The following is a 17,908-nucleotide window of genomic DNA, read 5'->3' on the forward strand; positions in this document are numbered from 1 at the left end:
TTGTGTGGTGAGGAGGACGTCGATGGCCTTTGAGTGCTGCTGTTGTGTGGTGAGGAGGACGTCGATGGCCTTTGAGTGCTGCTGTTGTGTGGTGAGGAGGACGTCGATGGCCTTTGAGTGCTGCTGTTGTGTGGTGACGAGGGCGTCGATGGCCTTTGAGTGCTGCTCTTGTGTGTCGAGCACCCTGCTGAACAATTCAGAGTGGCGTTCCTGGACTTCCAGGACCTTGCATACGTCTGAGCTGATCGCCTTGATGTCTTCGCGCTGGTTGTCCATGCGGAACTCGAGGCGCGCGACGCGGAGTTCCAGGTCGCTACCGGTTCGTGGCATGCGAGGAGTCTAACCGTACACGCGCGGTTACGCGGCGTGTTGGCAGGGGACGTGGGGACCTGTCTTCTCCGTAGAAGAGACGCCACGGATCGGCCGCGTCCACGCGTGGAAAGAACCTCGCCAACTGTAAGCGGCCTGCAAGGAAGTGGTGAGCATAATCGGTTATGCCGCCGATTACTGAGCTGAGAGCAGGAGATCCCGCGAGCATCGGGGGTCACGAGATCCGGGGACGGCTGGGAGAGGGCGGGCAGGGCGTCGTCTATCTGGGCGCCGACGAGCACGGGACTCTCGCCGCGGTGAAGTGGCTGCGGCCGCACCTCGCCGGTGACGTGGTGGCGGCCGAGCGGTTCGCCAGGGAGGCGGCGGCAGCCCAGCGGGTGGCGCCGTTCTGCACGGCGAAGGTGCTGGCCACCGGCGTGCACGAGGAGCGTCCGTTCATCGTCAGCGAGTACGTCGAGGGCCCGTCGCTGCAGCAGGTGGTGGCCGAGGAGGGTGCGCGCGCGGAGTCGGCGCTGCACCGGCTGGCCATCGGCACGGTGACCGCGCTGGCCGCCATCCACCAGGCGGGGATCGTGCACCGCGACTTCAGCCCCAACAACGTGCTGCTCGCCGCCGAGGGCCCTCGGGTGATCGACTTCGGCATCGCCAGGGCGCTCGACGCCACCTCGACGATCACTTCGACGCCGATCGGCACGCCCGCCTTCATGGCTCCCGAGCAGATCCTCGCCCATCCGGCCGGGCCGCCCGCCGACCTGTTCGCCTGGGCGAGCACCATCATCTTCGCCGCCAGCGGCGCGAGCCCGTTCGAGGCCGAATCGGTGCCCGAGATCACCCAGCGGGTGCTCTACGCCGAACCTGACCTGACCCGGCTGACCGGGACGTTGCGCGACCTGGTGGCGGCCTGCCTGTCGAAGGACCCGGCCAGGCGGCCGACCGCCGAGCAGGTGATCCTCCGCCTGCTGGAGCATCCGACCTCCAATCCGCCCGAGCTCCAGCAGGCCGCGGCAGTGGTGAGCGGCCTCCAGGCGGATCTCCCGCCGGAGCCTCAGTCTGCGCCTCGGGCCGGGCAGCCCGGGATTCCGTCCGGGCAGGCCGGTCTGTTTGAGCGGGCTGGGTCTTCGTACGGGCAGGCAGGGTTTCCGGTGGGGCAGGCCGGTCCGTTTGAGCGGGCCGGGTCTTCGTACGGGCAGGTCGGGGCTCAGGTGGGGCCGGGGTATCCGGTGGGGTATCAGGGTGGCGGGCCGTACGCGCAGGCCGGGCCGTACTCCCAGCAGCCTCCCCGGCGCGGCAAGAAGGGGTACGTGATCGCCGCGATCGCCGTGGGGGTGGCGATCGTCGCGACGGTGACCGTGGTCGTGGTCGCGGTCGCGGACCTGCCCGGCAGGCAGCTCGCCGTCGCCTCGCCTTCGGTGGACGTCTCCGCGCGGACGTCGTCGTCCCAGGTGGTGCCCACGAGCAACCTGTCTACGTCCACGCTGCCGGGGGCCGGTGCCACCCTCTATGAGAACCCGGCCGACCCGGTCAGGCTCACCACGTACATGGTGCGCGACCCCAAGACGCAGGAGTGGGTCTACTACGCTCGCGACTCACTGTCCGGACCGTTTCGGAAATATCCGGACCTGTGGGAGAGCATGCTGTCGCCCGACGGCAGGTACCTGGCCGGGCGCGGCAAGAAGTTCGTCAACGGGTACGACGAAGTCAGGATCACCGACAAGGTGACCGGTGAGAGCTTCGCGGTGCGGACGTCCCAGCAGCCGCTCAGCTCCTACATCCAGGGCTGGTCACGCGACAGCAGCCGCATCCTGCTCAACGTCGGCAACCCGGTCAAGGGCGTCTGGCAGTCGACCGGGTTCGCCGTCGTGACCGTGGCCACCCGGCAGGCCACGGTCTCCTCGCTACGGGAGGGGGCGCTGCGCGGCGTCCGCTACGGCTTCGACCGCACGGGCACGGGCGTGGTGGCCCTGGCCAACGACACCAAGCAGCAGGCGCTGCGCTTCTTCACCGACACCGGCCAGCGGGTCCGCCGCGTCCCGAACGTGGGCGCGGGCATCGCGGAGTCGTTGTTCTCGCCGTCGGGCGGGAAGTTCCTCACCAACTGTCCCGGGCTGGAGAGCGGCAACAACTGCGTGTACGACTCGGAGTCGGGCGCCGAGCTCAACCGCTTCGAGTCGCCGTGCACCGGGCTGGCCACCTGGTACGACGACAGCCACGTCGTCTGCTGGGTCAGACCGGACGACGGCGAGGAGCGGCAGCAGATCCAGGTGCTCGACTTCACGGGGGCGATGGTGCGGTTGCTGGCCGAGGTGCCGTCCAACGGGGCGAACATCGACCTGCTCTACACGTACACGCACTCCGACTAGCGCCCCCGCCCGAGCGTCGGGGCGCGGGCGGGTGGTGGGTGGGTGGTGGGTGGGTCAGCGGGTTCGGCCGCGGGGGCGCAGGCGGGTGGTGGGGAGGATCGGGGCCGGGAGCGGGTCGCCGTCGAAGCCCTGGACGGTGCCGAAGCCCTCACCCTCCATCCACTCCTTGCGGTACGCGACGATGTCGTCGTGGCTGCGTCCGACGAAGTTCCACCACATGACGATCTCCTCGCCGAACGGCTCGCCGCCGATCAGCAGCAGCCGGCCGCGCCCCGACACCCGCAGCCCGGCACGCCCCGGCGGAAGGTAGCGCAGCGGCCCCGGTGGCAACGGCTCGATCGTCCCGTCGAGCAGCAGCACGCCGTGCTCGAAGCGCTCGTCCAGCGGCAGTTCGGCGTCCCCGTCGACGGTCACCTCCGCCCCCACCAGCGGGGTGTACGCCGTCGCGGACGACGCCACCCCGCCAAGCGCGCCCATGATCACCGTGGCGTGGAAGCCGGGCCCCGACAGCACCGGCAGCGACGCGTGGTGTTCGAAGCCGGGCCCGGTCTGCCGGTGCTCGCCGGGCAGCGCCACCCAGAGCTGCACGCCGTGCAGCACGCCCTCCCGCGACTCCTCCGAGTGGGAGATGCCGCGCCCCGCCGTCATCAGGTTGAGCTGGCCGGGCCGTACCGCCTGGAGGCTGCCCAGGCTGTCGCGGTGCAGCACCTCGCCCGACACCAGCCAGCTCACGGTCTGCAGCCCGGTGTGCGGATGCGGCGGCACCCGCATCGTCGCGGTCTCGGGGCCGTAGGCGTCGACGAAGCACCACGCGCCGATCATGCGGCGGCGTACGTTGGGCAGGGTGCGGGTGACCTTCATCGCGCGGGGCCCGCCGAGCGGCACCTCGCGCCCGGTCAGCAGTTCGCCGTCGGCGCCGGCGTCGGAGCGGCAGTGAATCTCGCGGGGGTCCTGCTCCAGGTTGCTCACCCCCTGACTGTATGTCTTCTTGCCCATCGGCCGGGGCCCGGCGAGGGCGAGCCTGGCGACGGCCGGGACCGCCGGTGAACAATGCCCTCATGGACACCACGATGAGGGCGGCCGTCGCCGAACGTCCCGGGCCGCCCGAGGTGTTGCGGGTCATGGACGTCCCGCTCCCGCGGTTGCGCCCGGGGTGGACGTTGGTGCAGGTCAGGTCGTTCGGCTTGAACCGTTCGGAGCTGATGACCCGGCAGGGCCACTCGCCCGGTGTGCGCTTCCCGAGGATTCTCGGCGTCGAGTGCGTCGGGATCGTGGCGGAGAGCGTGGCGCTGCGTCCGGGAACCACGGTGGCGGCGGTCATGGGGGAGATGGGGCGGGCGTTCGACGGCGGCTACGCGGAGTACGCACTGCTGCCCGACTCGCTGCTGACCCCGCTGACCACCACCCTCGACTGGGCCACGCTCGGCGCGATCCCCCAGGCGTACCTGACAGCGCTCGGCTCACTGGCCGCGCTCGCCCCGGCCGACGGTGGCGTGCTGCTGGTGCGCGGCGGCAGCTCGTCGGTCGGGCTGGCGGCGCTGTCGCTGGCCCGGGACCACGGGCTGCGGACCATCGCCACCACCCGAAACCCGGCCAAGGCGGAGCTGCTGCTCGAAAGGGGCGCCGGCCACGTCGTCGTCGGCCAGGACCGGCTGCCTGTCAGGCCCGACTACATCCTGGACCTGGTCGGCGCGTCCACGGTCGCCGAGTCGCTGCGGCTGGTCGCGCCCGGCGGCACCGTCTGCGTCACCGGCACGCTCGGCGGCGCGTGGACCATTCCCGACTTCGAGCCGGTCGCCATGATCCCGTCGGGGACGAAGCTGACCGCCTTCCACAGCGACGACCTCAACGGACCGGCTGGAGCCAAGGCTCTCCAGCAGATCGTGGACGGCGTCGCGGAAGGCCGCTACGACGCCAACCTCGACCGCGTGTTCACCCTGGACGAGATCGCCGACGCGCACCGCTACATGGAGGCGAACCAGGCGACCGGCAAGGTCGTGGTCCGCCTGTAGCCTCCCGACGACACGGCGGTCACCGGTGGCCGAGGACGTTGATCACCCGGCCGTTGGGGTCGCGGACGAAGAACCGGCGCACCCCCCACTCCTCGTCCTGCAAGGGGTGGACGATCTCCGCGCCGCCGGCACGCACCGCCGCGTAGGCCGCGTCGACGTCATCGACCTCAACGCTCATGTCGGGCATCACCGGCGCGGTCTTGTCGCTGCTCATGAAGCTGGCCTGGGCCGCCGGGTTCGACGGTGAGGCGAGGGTCATGATCCAGCCGTGGTTCATCACCTCTTCGAAGCCCAGCAGACCGTAGAACTCCCGGTTCTCCTGCATGGCCGTTGACGGGATGTTGGGGACGACACGGCGAACGGCCATCGATGACTCCTCTGCACAGCTGCGAGCACGTGTCCCGATTCTCCCAGACAGGCGAGCGGCGGCCCCGCCCCTTTGGGGGAGACGACTGAGCGTGGGGACAGGAGCGGCTCAGCAGGTGCCGGACCTGCTGAGCCGCACGCCGTCATGAGACCGGGGTGGAGGTGGTGGGGAGGTTGTAGCCGCGCAAGCGGAGGTAGGGCGGCTGGCCGCCGAGGTCGGCCGTGTCGTAGGCGGCGGTGATCGTGGTGGACTCTCCGGGCCAGAGGGTGACGTAGTTGTCGGAGTAGGTGATGGGGACGACCTCCCGTCCGCCGTTCCCGGCCGTGATCTCCGGGCGGGCGAAGAAGGCCAGCGCCGACGGGCTGGTGTTGGTGAGGGTGATCGTGGCGCCCGTGGTGGTGCGGGTCGCGGAGGCCGTGACCGCGTTGTCGGCCTGGAGGCCGTTGAGGCCCGTCAGGTTGGCGTAGGCCTTCGGGGTCGTGCTGTACCAGTTCGACTTGTTGCTGAGGGTGTCGGGAGCGGTGGAGTACCAGTACACGTTGTTGCTCACCTGGGCGCCCGCCGAGTCCTTCAGCTGCAGGCGGATGAGGTAGGTCGTGGAGAGTCCGGAAACAGCGGGAAGCGTCAGGGGCTGGACGCTCGTGTTGGCGGTCGCTGAAACGGGGGCCGATGTCGTGTATTTCACGGATAAGTCCGGCACGTTGTAGACCGTCGCAGTGGCCGTCAGGCCGGGGCGGTCGGTGAGAGTGGAGTTGACCACGTACGCGTTGCGGGTGGCGTAGTCGTAGCTGATGTGCACCGGCTCGGTGGCCTTGCGGGTGCCGAAGTAGCCGCCGCCGGGCTTGAAGTAGTAGTCGTAGAGGTTCCAGTGGACCGAGGGCCAGGCGTTGTTCAGCATCCAGAAGATGGTGCCGAACGTCTGGGTGTGCTGCCTGGCGCTCCACGCCTCGAAGAAGGCGCGGGCGTTCTCGTAGCTCTGCAGCTCCGCCTTGCGGGAGTAGTCGTCCGCCGAGGAGGCCGTGCCGTACCGCTTGGTGATGCCTTCGGTGAAGGGGTTGATGTTGTCGAAGACGCTGCGCGGCTTGCCGCCGTGGTAGTTGAACGTGGTGCCGATCGGCCAGATGTCGCCGGGGGCGAGGAAGCGCTGGAGCGACTCCAGCGGCGGAGGCGACTCGGTGCCCTCCTCGGCGGTCGTGCCGAAGGCGCTGCCCGCGCGTGACTGGTCCCACCACAGCACCGGGGGCTCCCAGACGTACGGCCCGTCCATCTTGACGCCGGCGTCGGGGCTGGACCAGGTGGCGACGTTGTCGAGGGTGGGGTTCTGCCAGTGCAGGGCGGTCGCGATGTTCTTGTAGGCGGTCAGGTGGGCGGACGTGGGCGGCTGGTCGCTGCCGTAGGTCCAGACGAAGACCGAGGCGTGGTGGCGCAGGCTGCGCAGCTGGCTGTCGAGCGACTGCTGGGCGACCTGCGTCTGCTCGGTGTTCCAGGAGCTGTCGTTCTCCCAGGCGCTACAGCAAACGAAGCCGGGCATGATGAGGATCCCGGCTCTGTCGGCCATGTCGTAGAGCTCCTCGTTGCCGAGCGTGCCCTCCAGGCGGATGGTGTTCAGGCCCATGCCCTTGACGTAGGCGATGTGGGCGGCGTTGGTCTTGGTGTCCCAGCGCTGGAGCAGGTCCCAGACGTAGCCGCCGCCGCGCAGCAGGATCGGCCTGCCGTTGATCTTGTAGCCGACGAATGACGTGCCCTTGACCGTGGTGCGGTAGTCGGTGACCTGCCGGATCCCGAAGTCGATCGACGTGGTGTCCGAGGCGCCCGCGTTCAGGGTGAGCTTGTAGAGCTCGGGACTGCCGAACTGGTAGGGCCACCACAGCACCGGGTCGGTCACGTGGATCGGGGCGAAGGCCACCTCACGCCGCTCACCTGCCGCGAGGGTGACACCCTGGCTGAGGCTGAGGGTTGCCTGCCCCGCCTTGGCGATCGTCCCGGTGATCGTTGTGGTGACCGGGGCGTTCGTGGCGTTGATCGCGTCGACGTAGACGTTGAGGTCGGCGGTCGTGCCCGAGAGCGTCGTCCTGACGTAGGGGTCGCGCAGCGCCACCGTGCCGGTGGGGTCGACCGACATGGTGTTCCAGATGCCCGCGTTCATGTCGGGCGCCTCGGGGTTCCAGTCGACCGTGCAGATCGACAGGTCCTTGCAGTCGTGCGCGGGCGGCGTCACCTTGACGGCGATCGCGTTGACCTGGCCGGGCTTGATCAGCGGGGTGACGTTGTACTCGTGGCGGACCAGCGTGCCGACCGCGTTCGCGTCGACCTGGGCGCCGTTGACCCAGACCTGGGCCCGGTAGCTGATGCCCTTGAAGCGCAGCCAGAACGCCGGGCCGCTTCCCGCGGTGAACTCGCCCCGGTACCACCAGTCCTGCCCCGTCAGGTCGGGGACGTTCTGCAGGTTCCGCCCGAAGTAGATGTCCTGGTAGACGTTGTTCCTGACGAGCCCGGCGAGCACCGTCGAGGGCAGTTCCACGGGGTGCCACCCGGACGTGGCGTACCCCACCTGGGAGATGGCGGCGCCGGTGTCGGACAGCCCCGTCGCGGACCTGAGCGCCCAACCCGTGGCCGCGGCGGCCGTGTGGGCAGGGACGGCCGTGACGGCGATCAGCAGGAGTAACGCGGTGATCAGCCTCTTCATCATGAACCTGCCGGCCAGGAGATCTGGGTGGAGTGGTAGTAGTTGACCCCCATGACGTGCCAGCGCGGCCCCTGCGCGGCCAGTCGTGACGTGAACGCGGTCCAGTCGTGTGTGCTCTGCGGTGACCATCCCAGCTCGGCGATCGCCGGCAGCCGGGGGAAGGCCATGTACTCGATGTCGGCGCTGGTGCGGATCGTCTCGGTCCACAGCGGCGCCTCGACCCCCATCACCTGCGAGGCGGGCAGCCCGCTCAGGAACGTCGCCGGGTTCCAGTTGTAGGCGTCGCGGACCTCGATGATGCCCGCCCAGGTCTGCCCGAGCGGCGTCTTCCGGTTGTATTTCATGTCGAGATACGTCCGGCTTGCCGGGGACATGATGACTTTTCGCCCGGCGTTGGCCACGGCGGTATTGCGGGTCGACGTCCCCCAGTACTGGGCGATCGTGGCGGGCAGCGGGGTGGCGTTGACGATGTCGTGCCAGCCGATCACGGTCTTGCCGTGCGCCAGGTCCTGCGCCCTGTTCATGAACGTCCTGTAGTCGGTGGCCGAGGTGGAGCTCGCCTCGTCGCCGCCCAGGTGCAGGTACGGCCCGGGCGTCATCGCGGCCAGCTCGCCCAGCACTTGGTCCACGAAGGTGTAGGTGAGCTCCTTGGACACGCACAGCGAGCTGAAGCCCACGTCGGTGCCGGTGTACAGGGGCGGGGCGACGCCGTCGCAGTTGAGGTCGGCGTAGGAGGCCAGCGCCGCGTTGGTGTGGCCGGGCATGTCGATCTCCGGGATGATCGTCACGTTCCTGGCCGCGGCGTAGGCCACGATCTCCTGGTACTGGGCCTTGGTGTAGGACCCGCCGGGATCGCCGCCGACCGCGGTGCTCCCGCCGTAGGTGGCAAGGCGCGGCCAGCTGTCGATCACGATGCGCCAGCCCTGGTCGTCCGACAGGTGCAGATGCAGGACGTTGATCTTGTAGAGGGAGATCTGGTCGAGGTAGCGCTCAACGGCGGCCACCGGGAAGAAGTGCCGGGCCACGTCCAGCATCGCGCCCCGGTAGGCGTAGCGGGGCTGGTCCACGATGCGCCCGCCGGGAACGGGCCAGGGACCGGGCTGGACGGTCGGGCTGTCGGCCGCCGGGGGCAGCAACTGGCGCAGCGTCTGCACGCCGTAGAAGAGCCCGGCGGGCTGGTTGGCGCTGACGGTGATCGCCGAGGCGGTCACGTCCAGCTGGTAGGCCTCCTCACCGCCGGGCGCGCCGGTCAGGCGGAGCGAGATCCCGTCGGCGGGCGGGGTTGAGGCGATCGGCACCGGGTAGCCGGTGGCGCGGCGCAGCTGCTGCGCCAGGAGGTTTCCGGTCGTGGGAACGTCGGAGTAGACGCTGGTCGAGGCGGTGATCTGGTAGGTGACCCCGGACGTGGGCGCCGCGCTCACCGGGACGGGCACCACCGAGGCGAAGGAGGAAGCGGCTTGGGCGGGAGCGGCTTGGGCGGGAGCGGATATCCCGCAGGTGACCAGGGCGAGGGACACGATCGCGAACCGAATGCGCATGGCGGCCTCCGAGATCAGCTGATTTCACCATACGAACGCGGCAGATAGTAGTAAATAACCTTCCTAACAAATCGGAGCCCCCAACGGCCAGCACGTGAGCCATCTCCTTGGCTTCCACGGCAAACGTGGAGTCCGCGACGAGGGCCGCCGCCTGCTCGGCCGGCCCTCGCCCCCGACGGCCAGGATGTGAGCCATCTCTTCGGCTTCCACGGCAAACGTGGAGTCCGGGACGAGGGCCGCCGCCTGCTCGGCCGGCCCCTGACCCGGACGCGAGCGGGCCTGCGCCCCGCGACGAGCGTCGCCGCGCTGGAGGCCCGCCTTCTCGCTCAGGCTTCGGCGACGAGCCGGAGGGGCCTGCGGGTGGCGGCGGCGCGGTCGCGCGTCACCGCGTCGGCCGGGGTGTGGAGGGCGGTCATGGCACCTGCCACCAGACCGGCGTCCGCGTCGGCGCGGTAGGCGGTGCGCAGGGCGGCGGCCCTGGCCTGGCTGGCGGCGTGGTGGTCGCCGGCGGCCAGCAGCGCGCGGGTGTGGCGCAGTAGCAGCTCGACGTGCTCGGCCGGGTCGCCGCCGGAGGCGTCGTGCGCGGCCACCGCGTGGCCCCACCAGGTGGCCGCCTCCCGGTATGCCAGGCGCCGGCCGGCCTGCTCGGCCGCTGCGGTGGCCCAGCGCACTGCCTCGCCGCGCGGACCCGCCTGTACGGCCTCGCCCTGTGGACCCGCCTGTACGGCCTCGCCGTGTGGACCGGCCTGCACGGCGTGGTGGGCGATGACGGCCACGTCGGTGGACGGGCGGGCGGCCAGTGCGGCGGCCAGGCCGCCGTGCAGCGCGGCCCTGCGCAGCGGCGGGAGGTCACCGATCAGCGCCTCGCGGACCAGCTCGCAGGCGAACGCCGGCCGTCCGTCTCGGGACACGAGCAGCCCCGCCCGGGCCGCCCGGTCCAGCAAGTCGTACGCCTCGCGCCCCGCGACCTGGGCGACGACCTCAGGGTCGAACTCCTCCCCGATCAGCGCCGCGACAGCCAGCGCCTCCGCGAGCTCGGCGTCGAGCCGCGACCGCACCAACTCGGCGACCGCCGACGGAACAGTGCCCGCGGGGCGCCCATGCTGCCGCACGCACTCCCGCACGAAGAACGGGTTGCCGCCCGTCCGGCCGGTGAGGCGTCGCGCGGCCTCCGCGTCCAGCTCCACCCCCAGGCCGGCCGCCATGGCCTGCACCGCCTCCGGCTCCAGGCCGGAGATGCGCAGGTGCGTCAGGTCGTAGCGGGCCGGCGGGCCGTCGAAGCCGGTGCGGAACGCTGTCACCAGCGTCAGGGCCGCCTCCCGCACCAGCACGAGCAGCTCCCTGAGCAGGATGAGCGAGGCGGGGTCGGCCCACTGTAGGTCGTCCAGGACGATCACCAGCGGCTGGGTGCGCGCCGCCGCGGTCAGCCATCGGGCCACGGCACGCGCGTCGGCCGGGCGGTCCGCGTCGAGCAGCCCGGACAGCGCCTGGCGGTCAGGAGGCGGGCAGTGGTGTTCGAGCGCCCGCAGCACCTGGGCCCACGGCCACAGCGGCGGCGTCGCCTCGGCGTCGGGGCAGCGGCCCCAGAGCACGAGCTGGCCGAGCCGGGCCGAGCAGCACTCGCCGAACGCCTCCAGCAGGAACGTCTTGCCGATCCCCGGCTCGCCGCTCACCGCGGCCAGCGCCAGCCCGGCCCGCGTGGCCCTGGCGGGCAGCGCCATGAGCTCGGCGAGCTCGGCCTCCCGGCCGTGCCGCGCAGGCTCGGGCGCAGGCTCGCGCTCAGGCTCGGGCGAAGGCGATACGACGAGGGAGGCCGGGGAGGCGGGCGCTTCGAGGGAGTCGGATTGGTGGAGGATGTCACGTTCCAGAGAGCGCAGCTCGGGACTGAGATCGAGGCCGAGCTGTTCGGCCAGCAGCTGGGCCGCGCGGCGGAGCACCGCCAGCGCCTCCGCCTGCCGGCCCGTCCGGTAGAGGGACAGCGCGAGCAGCCACCACAGCCGCTCGCGCAGCGGGTGGGCGACCGTCTCGGCATCCAGGTCCGCGATCACGACGTGCGGGCGGCCCAGGTCGAGCAGCGCGCGGGCGCGCCGCTCGACGGCGACCAGCCGCAGCTCGCACAGTCGGCCGGCCTCGGTGACGACCCAGTGCTCCGCGCCGAACTCCTCGTACGGCGCTCCGCGCCACAGCGTCAGAGCCTCATCCAGGCGGGCCAAGGTTTCTTCCGGCGCCCGGAACTCCGAACCGCTCACCAGCTCCTCGAACCGCAACGCGTCCACGTTCTCGGCGGAGACCAGGTAGCCCGGCGGCCGGGTGATCAGCACGCCGGCCTTGGCTCGCGGGCCGCGCTCCGGCTCGATCGCGCGGCGCAGGTTGGACACGTAGGAGTGCAGCGACGACAGCGCGCTGGGCGGCGGGCTGTCCCCGTACAGGTCGTGGATCAGGGCGTCGGTGGAGACCACGGCTCCCCGTGCGACGAGGAGCCGCGCCAGCACCGCGCGCGGGCGCGCTCCGCCCAGGACGACGGGCTCCCCGCCGCCGGCGCGGGCCTCCAGGGGCCCGAGAACTCGAAATTGCACTGCCAGCCCTACCCTTCCCGCGGTAAACGCGTCCGAGCTTGCTCAAGCCGACTTGACGACCGAATCCGCAGGTCGCAGGGCCAGCAGCAGCCCGAGCACGGCGTATCCGACGACCAGGTGAGTGCCGCCGACCCACCGCGCCAGCTGCTCGCCGACCAGGATGTAGCAGGGGACGGTCACGACCGCCCAGCTCTCCGCGATCAGAGGCCACCAGCGCAGCGCTCCGCGCCACCTCGCGGTGAAGGCGAGCTTGACGCTGATCGCGGCCATGCCCAGCATCGACAGCGGCCAGCAGATGTCGAGGAAGGCCAGCCAGGTCGCGTCTTTGACGCCGTCCGGCAGGACCCCGTGCAGCAGCGACCAGACGCCGGCGATGCCGAGGACCACCGCCTCGATCCTGAGCGCCACGGTGGCGGCCCGCGACGTGCCGATCGCCTGCGTCTTCATCTGCACCCAGAGCAGGCAGACGATGCCGAGCTGGAACACCAGCCCGGTCAGGTCGACGATCCGCTCGCCGGTGCCGACCCCCTGCGTGCCGAGGAAGAAGATGGCCGTCGCCCAGGTCAGGGCGCCGACTGTCAGCCCGGTGCCGGCGCGGCGGATCGCGCTCTCGTTCACTGGCGCGGGGCCGGTGGGGGAGGAGCCGAGCATCTGGGCGGTGTCCGTGCGGGCCCGAGCCGGTTCGTTGGTGATGTGCGCGTCCATGGGGTGCCTTCCGGTTCGCTTCTTGCGCTGCCCCGACGATCCCGGCCGGGCGTCCCGGGCCGGCAGAGTCGCCGGTCCCTGATCCGGTCCCGAACCGCCGTCCCGTTGTCCCGGGACAGCCTGTCCCGGGACAACGGGACACAAATCTGGCGACAATGCTCTGGTGACCAAAGCCAGCCGACTGTCCGTGGTCCCGGCGGCGCTCGCGGTCGTGCTCACGGTCGTGTTCACGGTCGGCACGGTGCTGCTGGACGTCCGCAACGCCGGGGCTCCCATGCCGCCCAACGCGGGCATCGACGCCACCAGTTGGCCGGCCGCGCTGTCCGGCCTGGCCCAGGCGGTGCCCGGCGCGCTGCTGCTGTGGCGGCTGCCCCGCCATCCCGTCGCCTGGGTGCTGACCCTGTCCGGGGTGCACTGGGCGATGAACGGCTTCGCCGGCGCCTGGTCGGTGTACGCGCTCTACGTCTCGCCTGGTGCCGTCGGAGCGGCGCCCGCCTACTGGTTCTACGCCCGGTTCGGCGCGGCGCTGCTGGTCGGACTGCCGCTGTTGATCTTGCTGTTCCCCGACGGGCGGCTCCCTGCCGCCAAGGGCTGGCGGCGGCTGTCGGTCGCCGGCCTCGCGCTGACCGGGCTGCTGCCACTGGTGTGGGTCTTCGTGCCGGTGTCCGCGCTGACACGGTTCGAGGGCAGCCCGCTCCCGCCCGAGGTCCTCCGGCTCGGCATCGACGCGTTCAGCGTCGCTCTGCCCTACGAGGTGTGGGCGGCGCTGCTCCGCTTCGCGGGCGTGGGCGCGGCAGTGAGCCTGGTGGTGCCGTTCGCGGTCACGGTACATCGCTACCGGCGGGCCGACGCGGGGCGGCGGGCCCAGATCCGCTGGCTGACCTGGGCCGCGCTGGCCGACATGTTCGTGCTCCTGGTGCCGCCGCTGATCGTGCCGGCGCAGGTGTCGTCGCTGCTCCTGTGCATCGGGATCGCGCTCACCTCCGCCGCGGTGCTGATCGCGGTGACCGGATACCGCCTGTACGACATCGACCGGCTCCTGCCGGCGACCGTCCTGTACGGCATGTTCGCGGCCCTGGTGGTTGCGATCGACGTCGCCGTGTTCACCGTCGCGGGCAGCGTGCTCGGCGAGCGCGAGTCGGCGCTGGCCGCGATCGCGATCGTCGCGGTGGCCTACGCGCCGCTGCGGACCTGGTTGTGGCGGGCGGCGCGGCGGCTGGTGCGCGGGGCGCGCGACGACCCGTACGCGATGGTCTCGACGCTCGCCGAACGGCTGGAGCTCGCCACCGAGCCCGGCGAGCAGCTCGCCGCGCTGGCGCACACCGTGGCCGAGGCGTTCCGGCTGCCGTACGTGCGGGTGGAGATCGAACGGCCGGTCGGGGTGCGTACCGTGGTCGAGCACGGGACCCCGCGTGGGCCGCATGTGTCGCTGCCGGTCGCCTACCGCGACGAGCCCGTGGGCCGCCTGGTCCTGTGCCGGGCCGACCTGAGCGAGCGCGACCAGCACCTGCTCGGCGACCTCGTCCGCCAGGCCGCCCAGGCGGCGCGCGCCAGTGAGCTCAGCGCCGACCTGCAGCGCATCCGCGCCCAGCTGGTGACCGCGCGCGAGGAGGAGCGCCGCAGGCTCCGGCGGGACCTGCACGACGGGCTGGGGCCCAGCCTCGGCGCGGTCGCGTTACGCATCGAAACCGCCCGCAACCTGGCCGCCACCGCGCCCGCCGAGTCGGACCGGATCCTGGAGCAGACCGCGGCGGAGGTCGCCGCCGTGCTGGCCGACGTCCGCCGCCTGGTGCACGACCTGCGGCCGCCTGCCCTCGACGAGCTCGGCGTGCTCCGCGCCGTGGAGCAGCAGGCCGACCGCGTCCGCTCCGGCGACTTGGAGGTCGTCGTATCCGGAGACGAGGCGCTCGGCTCGCTGCCGGCCGCGGTGGAGGTGGCCGCGTACCGGATCGTGTCGGAGGCGCTGGCCAACGTGGTGCGGCACGCCCAGGCAGGGCGCTGCACCATCGCGCTCGGCGTGCGCGGGCGGGCGCTCGAGATCACCGTACGCGACGACGGCCGCGGCATCGGCCAGGACGTCGAGGCCGGGGTCGGCATGTTGTCCCTGCGCGAGCGGGCGGCCGAGCTCGGCGGCGACTGCCAGGTCACCTGCCCGCCCGACGGCGGGACGCTCGTGCGCGCCAGACTGCCCCTCGAACAGACCCCCCTCGAACAGACCCCCCTCGAACAGGCCACGGAGGTCGCAGGTGTCCGATGAGTCCATCCGCGTGCTGCTCGCCGACGACCATCCGGTCTACCGGGACGGGCTGGCGGCGCTCCTCTCCTCCCTCGCCGGCATCGAGGTCGTGGGCACCGCCGCGGACGGGCTGCAGGCCGTCGAGCTGGCCGCCGACCTGCAGCCGGACATCGTCGTCATGGACGTCTCCATGCCGGAGATGGACGGCATCGAGGCCACTCGCCGGGTCGTGGCCGACAGCCCGCACATCGGGGTGGTCATGCTGACCATGTCGGAGGAGGACGCCACCCTGTTCGCGGCGATGCGGGCCGGGGCACGCGGCTACCTGCTCAAGGGCGCCAACCAGGGCGAGATCGTCCGCGCCATCCAGGCGGTCGCCCACGGGGAGGCCATCTTCGGGCCGTCGATCGCGCGGCGCGTGACCGAGTTCTTCACCGCGCCGCCGCCCTCCGACCACACGGCGTTTCCACAGCTCACGCTGCGGGAGCGGGAGATCCTCACGTTGATCGCGGCCGGGCGGTCGAATCCGCAGATCGCCGCAGAGCTCTTCCTGTCGCCGAAGACGGTGCGCAACAACGTCTCCAACATCTTCGCCAAGCTGCACGTCGCCGACCGCACGGAGGCCATGATGCGCGCCCGCGACGCCGGCCTCAGCCGCTGACGCCCGGCGCCGACGGTGAGGGCCTTCGGTTGGTGTGGATTGCGCCATCTGCACCGAACCAGAAAGGCCCTCATGCCCACCGCAGCGCGCCGCTGACCGAGCTCGGACGTCTGCGCCTGGCCCGCTGCGTCGTCGAGGAGGGCCGGCCGCTGCGCCGCGCACACCGCACCACCCGCCAGCCGCGTGCCCGACCTCACACGACGGAACACCTAGCCGAGCGTCTCCCACCAGCCGTCGACCGCCGGGGCGGCCGCCGTGTCGACCCCCTCGCCGGGACGCGGCACCACGATCTTCACGTCGCGCGCCTTCGCCTCCCGCCACAGCCGCTCCACCGGCTCCGCCCACGGATGCAGCGCCAGCGTGAACGTCGCCCAGTGCACCGGCAGCAGGAGCTCGCCGCCCAGGTCGAGGTGGGCGTTGACGGCCTGCTCCGGGTCCATGTGGATGTCCGGCCAGGCCGGGCTGTAGGCGCCGATCGGCATCAGCGTCAGGTCGAACGGGCCGTGCGCCGAGCCGATGCCCCGGTAGCCCTCGAAGTAGCCGGAGTCGCCCGCGTAGAACACCCGCTTGGTGCTGCCCGCCACCACCCAGGAGCCCCACAGCGTGTCGTTGCGGGTGAACGCGCGTCCGGAGAAGTGGCGGGCCGCGGTCGCGACGAACCGCAGCCCGGCGACCATGACCTCCTCGTTCCAGTCGAGTTCGATGATCCGGTAGGTGGGGACGCCCCACCGTTCCAGGTGCGCGCCGATGCCCAGCGGCACCAGGAACGGTGCCTTCTGCGTGGCGGTCAGCGACCGGACGGTCGCCATGTCGAGGTGGTCGTAGTGGTCGTGCGAGATCGCGATGGCGTCGACCTGCGGCAGCCGGTTCAGTTGCACCGGCAGCGGGTGGTGCCGCTTCGGCCCGACGAGCTGGGACGGCGAGGGCCGCATGCTCCACACCGGGTCGAACAGCACCCGCTTGCCCTCGATCTCGACCAGCGTGGACGCGTGCCCGTACCAGACGGCGCGCAGTCCGTCGGGTGAGGGGGCGTCGGACGGCGGGACGCGCAGCGGCACCGGGCCGGCCGGGCGGCGTTGCTCCTTGTCTTTGGCCAGCTCGCGCAGCAGTTTAGGTGGCGGCGCGCTCATCAGGGTGGTGGGTTCCGGCATCGGGTTGACGAAGGTGCCGTCCCTGAACTGCGGTGACTGCCGAATCCTGTCGGCCCGGGCCGGGCCCGAGGTCAAGGGCCGTACGCCCAGTTCGGCCGGGACGTTCCGCAGGGCCCAGCCGGCCGCTGCCAGGGCCGCCCCGCCGACGAGGATCCGTCGTGCCGTCCGCATTGCTGCCATCACTCACACTCCCCTGGAAATCCGAGCATCCAGCTCAACGAGCGCAATGTCCCCGTTGCTCTCGTTTGTCTACGATATATCGCGATAGACTCAGACGGTCTTGATCGACCCGCCGTCGATGACGTTGTCGGCGCCGGTCACGCTCGCGGCGTGCGGCGAGGCCAGATACGTCACCAACGGGGCGACCTCCTCCGGTGCGACGAACTTACCCGTCGTCATCCCGGTGCTCGACGGCACCCCCGCCAACAGATCAGCCCCTGCGGGGCCGTAACTGTCCGGGCCCTCCCATAGGGACGTGCACACCGAGACCGTGTTGCCCCGCACCCCCCTGCGGCTCGAACTCCTCGGACAGCGCCTTGCCGAACACGGTCAGCGCCGACTTGGCCGTGGTGTACGTGACCGGCCCGCTGTGCGGCATGCGCGCGCTCTGGGGGGAGATGACGACCCCGCGCTGCCCGACCAGGCTGGGCAGGGCGGCCCTGGTGGCGCGGACGGCGCTGAGCGTCAGGTATGGAGGGGCAATATATGAACGTTCATATGCAAGCAAGGGGCAGCGCGGTCGCCCGCCGGATCTGCTGCGTACGACACTCTCGCCGGGCAGCGGCACGCCTGCGGACGGGACGGCATCGTTCTCGACGGTCCGTTGCAGGCGCTGGATGAGCACGTCCGCGATGCGGCGCAGCGGCGGCCGCACGGTGGTCAGCGCTGGTTGCAGGAATCCGCCCGTCGGTACCGTGATCAGGGCGGCTCCGGCCCTCAGGCGCAAGGCTGAGGGCCGACGGCGATGCTTCCCTGCGCGCGTGCATGGTCGCCTCCCGATCTCTTCCTGCTGGCTGAGTAGCACCATGCGGGAGCCCAGCCGGCAAGGCTCGCTCGGCTCGAGGCGGGTACGTCCACGGTGAGCGCCCTGTGTTGGGCGACGACCATGATCGTCCATCACGGGTCTCCGTGGCGAGCGGGTAGTCGTGCTTCCGCTGGACCGGCTTCAGCAAGCGCCCTTGCGCAGGCGCCCCGCCGCCGCCAGGTCAGGTCCTACGTGATGCTGCGAAAGCAGTACGCGCGTTTCGGCCATCCTGCTGCCTACAGAAGATCTTGACAGATATGAA

At 71.2% G+C, this 17,908-nt stretch carries 14 protein-coding genes; 4 read left to right on the forward strand and 10 right to left on the reverse strand.

Going from position 1 to position 17,908, the window contains the following annotated elements; all coding sequences use genetic code 11:
• The coding region (locus ABT294_RS13490) for a hypothetical protein (protein ID WP_350805739.1) at positions 1–330 on the reverse strand (330 nt) is incomplete at its 3' end.
• 164 nt (positions 331–494) lie between these two features.
• Here ABT294_RS13490 and ABT294_RS13495 point away from each other — a divergent pair.
• Positions 495–2,690: a serine/threonine protein kinase gene (locus ABT294_RS13495; RefSeq protein WP_350805740.1), complete on the forward strand. Its 2,196-nt coding sequence runs from the start codon at positions 495–497 to the stop codon at positions 2,688–2,690.
• Between the two features lie 54 nt (positions 2,691–2,744).
• Here the strand turns inward: ABT294_RS13495 and ABT294_RS13500 are convergent, their stop codons facing one another.
• Complete coding sequence (locus ABT294_RS13500; RefSeq protein WP_350805741.1) at positions 2,745–3,659, reverse strand: pirin family protein; 915 nt, start codon at positions 3,657–3,659, stop codon at positions 2,745–2,747.
• Between the two features lie 89 nt (positions 3,660–3,748).
• On the opposite strand from ABT294_RS13500, the gene ABT294_RS13505 reads away from it, so the two are divergent.
• A complete protein-coding gene (locus ABT294_RS13505; RefSeq protein ID WP_350805742.1) occupies positions 3,749–4,702 on the forward strand; it encodes a zinc-binding dehydrogenase in 954 nt (317 codons plus the stop codon).
• A 19-nt stretch (positions 4,703–4,721) separates the two neighbouring features.
• On the opposite strand, the gene ABT294_RS13510 is transcribed toward ABT294_RS13505, so the two are convergent.
• The 5 genes from ABT294_RS13510 to ABT294_RS13530 all read right to left on the reverse strand — a co-directional run bounded on the left by ABT294_RS13510 (position 4,722) and on the right by ABT294_RS13530 (position 12,574).
• Positions 4,722–5,069, reverse strand: a complete 348-nt coding sequence (locus ABT294_RS13510; protein WP_350805743.1) for a VOC family protein — start codon at positions 5,067–5,069, stop codon at positions 4,722–4,724.
• 142 nt (positions 5,070–5,211) lie between these two features.
• Entirely contained in the window at positions 5,212–7,758 is a 2,547-nt protein-coding gene (locus tag ABT294_RS13515) for a glycoside hydrolase family 2 protein (protein WP_350805744.1), read from the reverse strand.
• Positions 7,755–9,293: a beta-N-acetylhexosaminidase gene (locus tag ABT294_RS13520; RefSeq protein ID WP_350805745.1), complete on the reverse strand. Its 1,539-nt coding sequence runs from the start codon at positions 9,291–9,293 to the stop codon at positions 7,755–7,757. The genes ABT294_RS13515 and ABT294_RS13520 overlap by 4 nt, the downstream gene beginning before the upstream one ends.
• A gap of 326 nt (positions 9,294–9,619) precedes the next feature.
• Entirely contained in the window at positions 9,620–11,869 is a 2,250-nt protein-coding gene (locus ABT294_RS13525) for an ATP-binding protein (RefSeq protein ID WP_350805747.1), read from the reverse strand.
• 42 nt (positions 11,870–11,911) lie between these two features.
• Positions 11,912–12,574: a hypothetical protein gene (locus ABT294_RS13530; RefSeq protein WP_350805748.1), complete on the reverse strand. Its 663-nt coding sequence runs from the start codon at positions 12,572–12,574 to the stop codon at positions 11,912–11,914.
• Between the two features lie 163 nt (positions 12,575–12,737).
• On the opposite strand from ABT294_RS13530, the gene ABT294_RS13535 reads away from it, so the two are divergent.
• Together ABT294_RS13535 and ABT294_RS13540 are read left to right on the forward strand one after the other, a co-directional pair.
• Entirely contained in the window at positions 12,738–14,831 is a 2,094-nt protein-coding gene (locus tag ABT294_RS13535) for a sensor histidine kinase (protein WP_350805749.1), read from the forward strand.
• Positions 14,821–15,471 (forward strand): response regulator, encoded by a 651-nt coding sequence (locus tag ABT294_RS13540; protein ID WP_350805751.1) that lies wholly within the window; start codon positions 14,821–14,823, stop codon positions 15,469–15,471. Before ABT294_RS13535 ends, ABT294_RS13540 begins: the two co-directional genes overlap by 11 nt.
• A gap of 209 nt (positions 15,472–15,680) precedes the next feature.
• Here ABT294_RS13540 and ABT294_RS13545 read toward each other — a convergent pair whose 3' ends face one another.
• The 3 genes from ABT294_RS13545 to ABT294_RS13555 form a co-directional block, all read right to left on the reverse strand.
• Positions 15,681–16,802 (reverse strand): MBL fold metallo-hydrolase, encoded by a 1,122-nt coding sequence (locus tag ABT294_RS13545; protein ID WP_350805752.1) that lies wholly within the window; start codon positions 16,800–16,802, stop codon positions 15,681–15,683.
• A gap of 90 nt (positions 16,803–16,892) precedes the next feature.
• Positions 16,893–17,126 carry an SDR family oxidoreductase gene (locus tag ABT294_RS13550; protein WP_350805754.1) on the reverse strand — a complete coding sequence of 78 codons (234 nt, stop codon included), beginning with the start codon at positions 17,124–17,126 and terminating at the stop codon, positions 16,893–16,895.
• Entirely contained in the window at positions 17,053–17,568 is a 516-nt protein-coding gene (locus tag ABT294_RS13555; RefSeq protein ID WP_350805755.1) for an SDR family oxidoreductase, read from the reverse strand. The genes ABT294_RS13550 and ABT294_RS13555 overlap by 74 nt, the downstream gene beginning before the upstream one ends.
• Between the last annotated feature and the right edge of the window lie 340 nt (positions 17,569–17,908).

The sequence above is a fragment of the Nonomuraea sp. NPDC000554 genome (assembly GCF_040300065.1).
In the GTDB taxonomy this organism is placed as follows: Bacteria; Actinomycetota; Actinomycetes; order Streptosporangiales; family Streptosporangiaceae; genus Nonomuraea.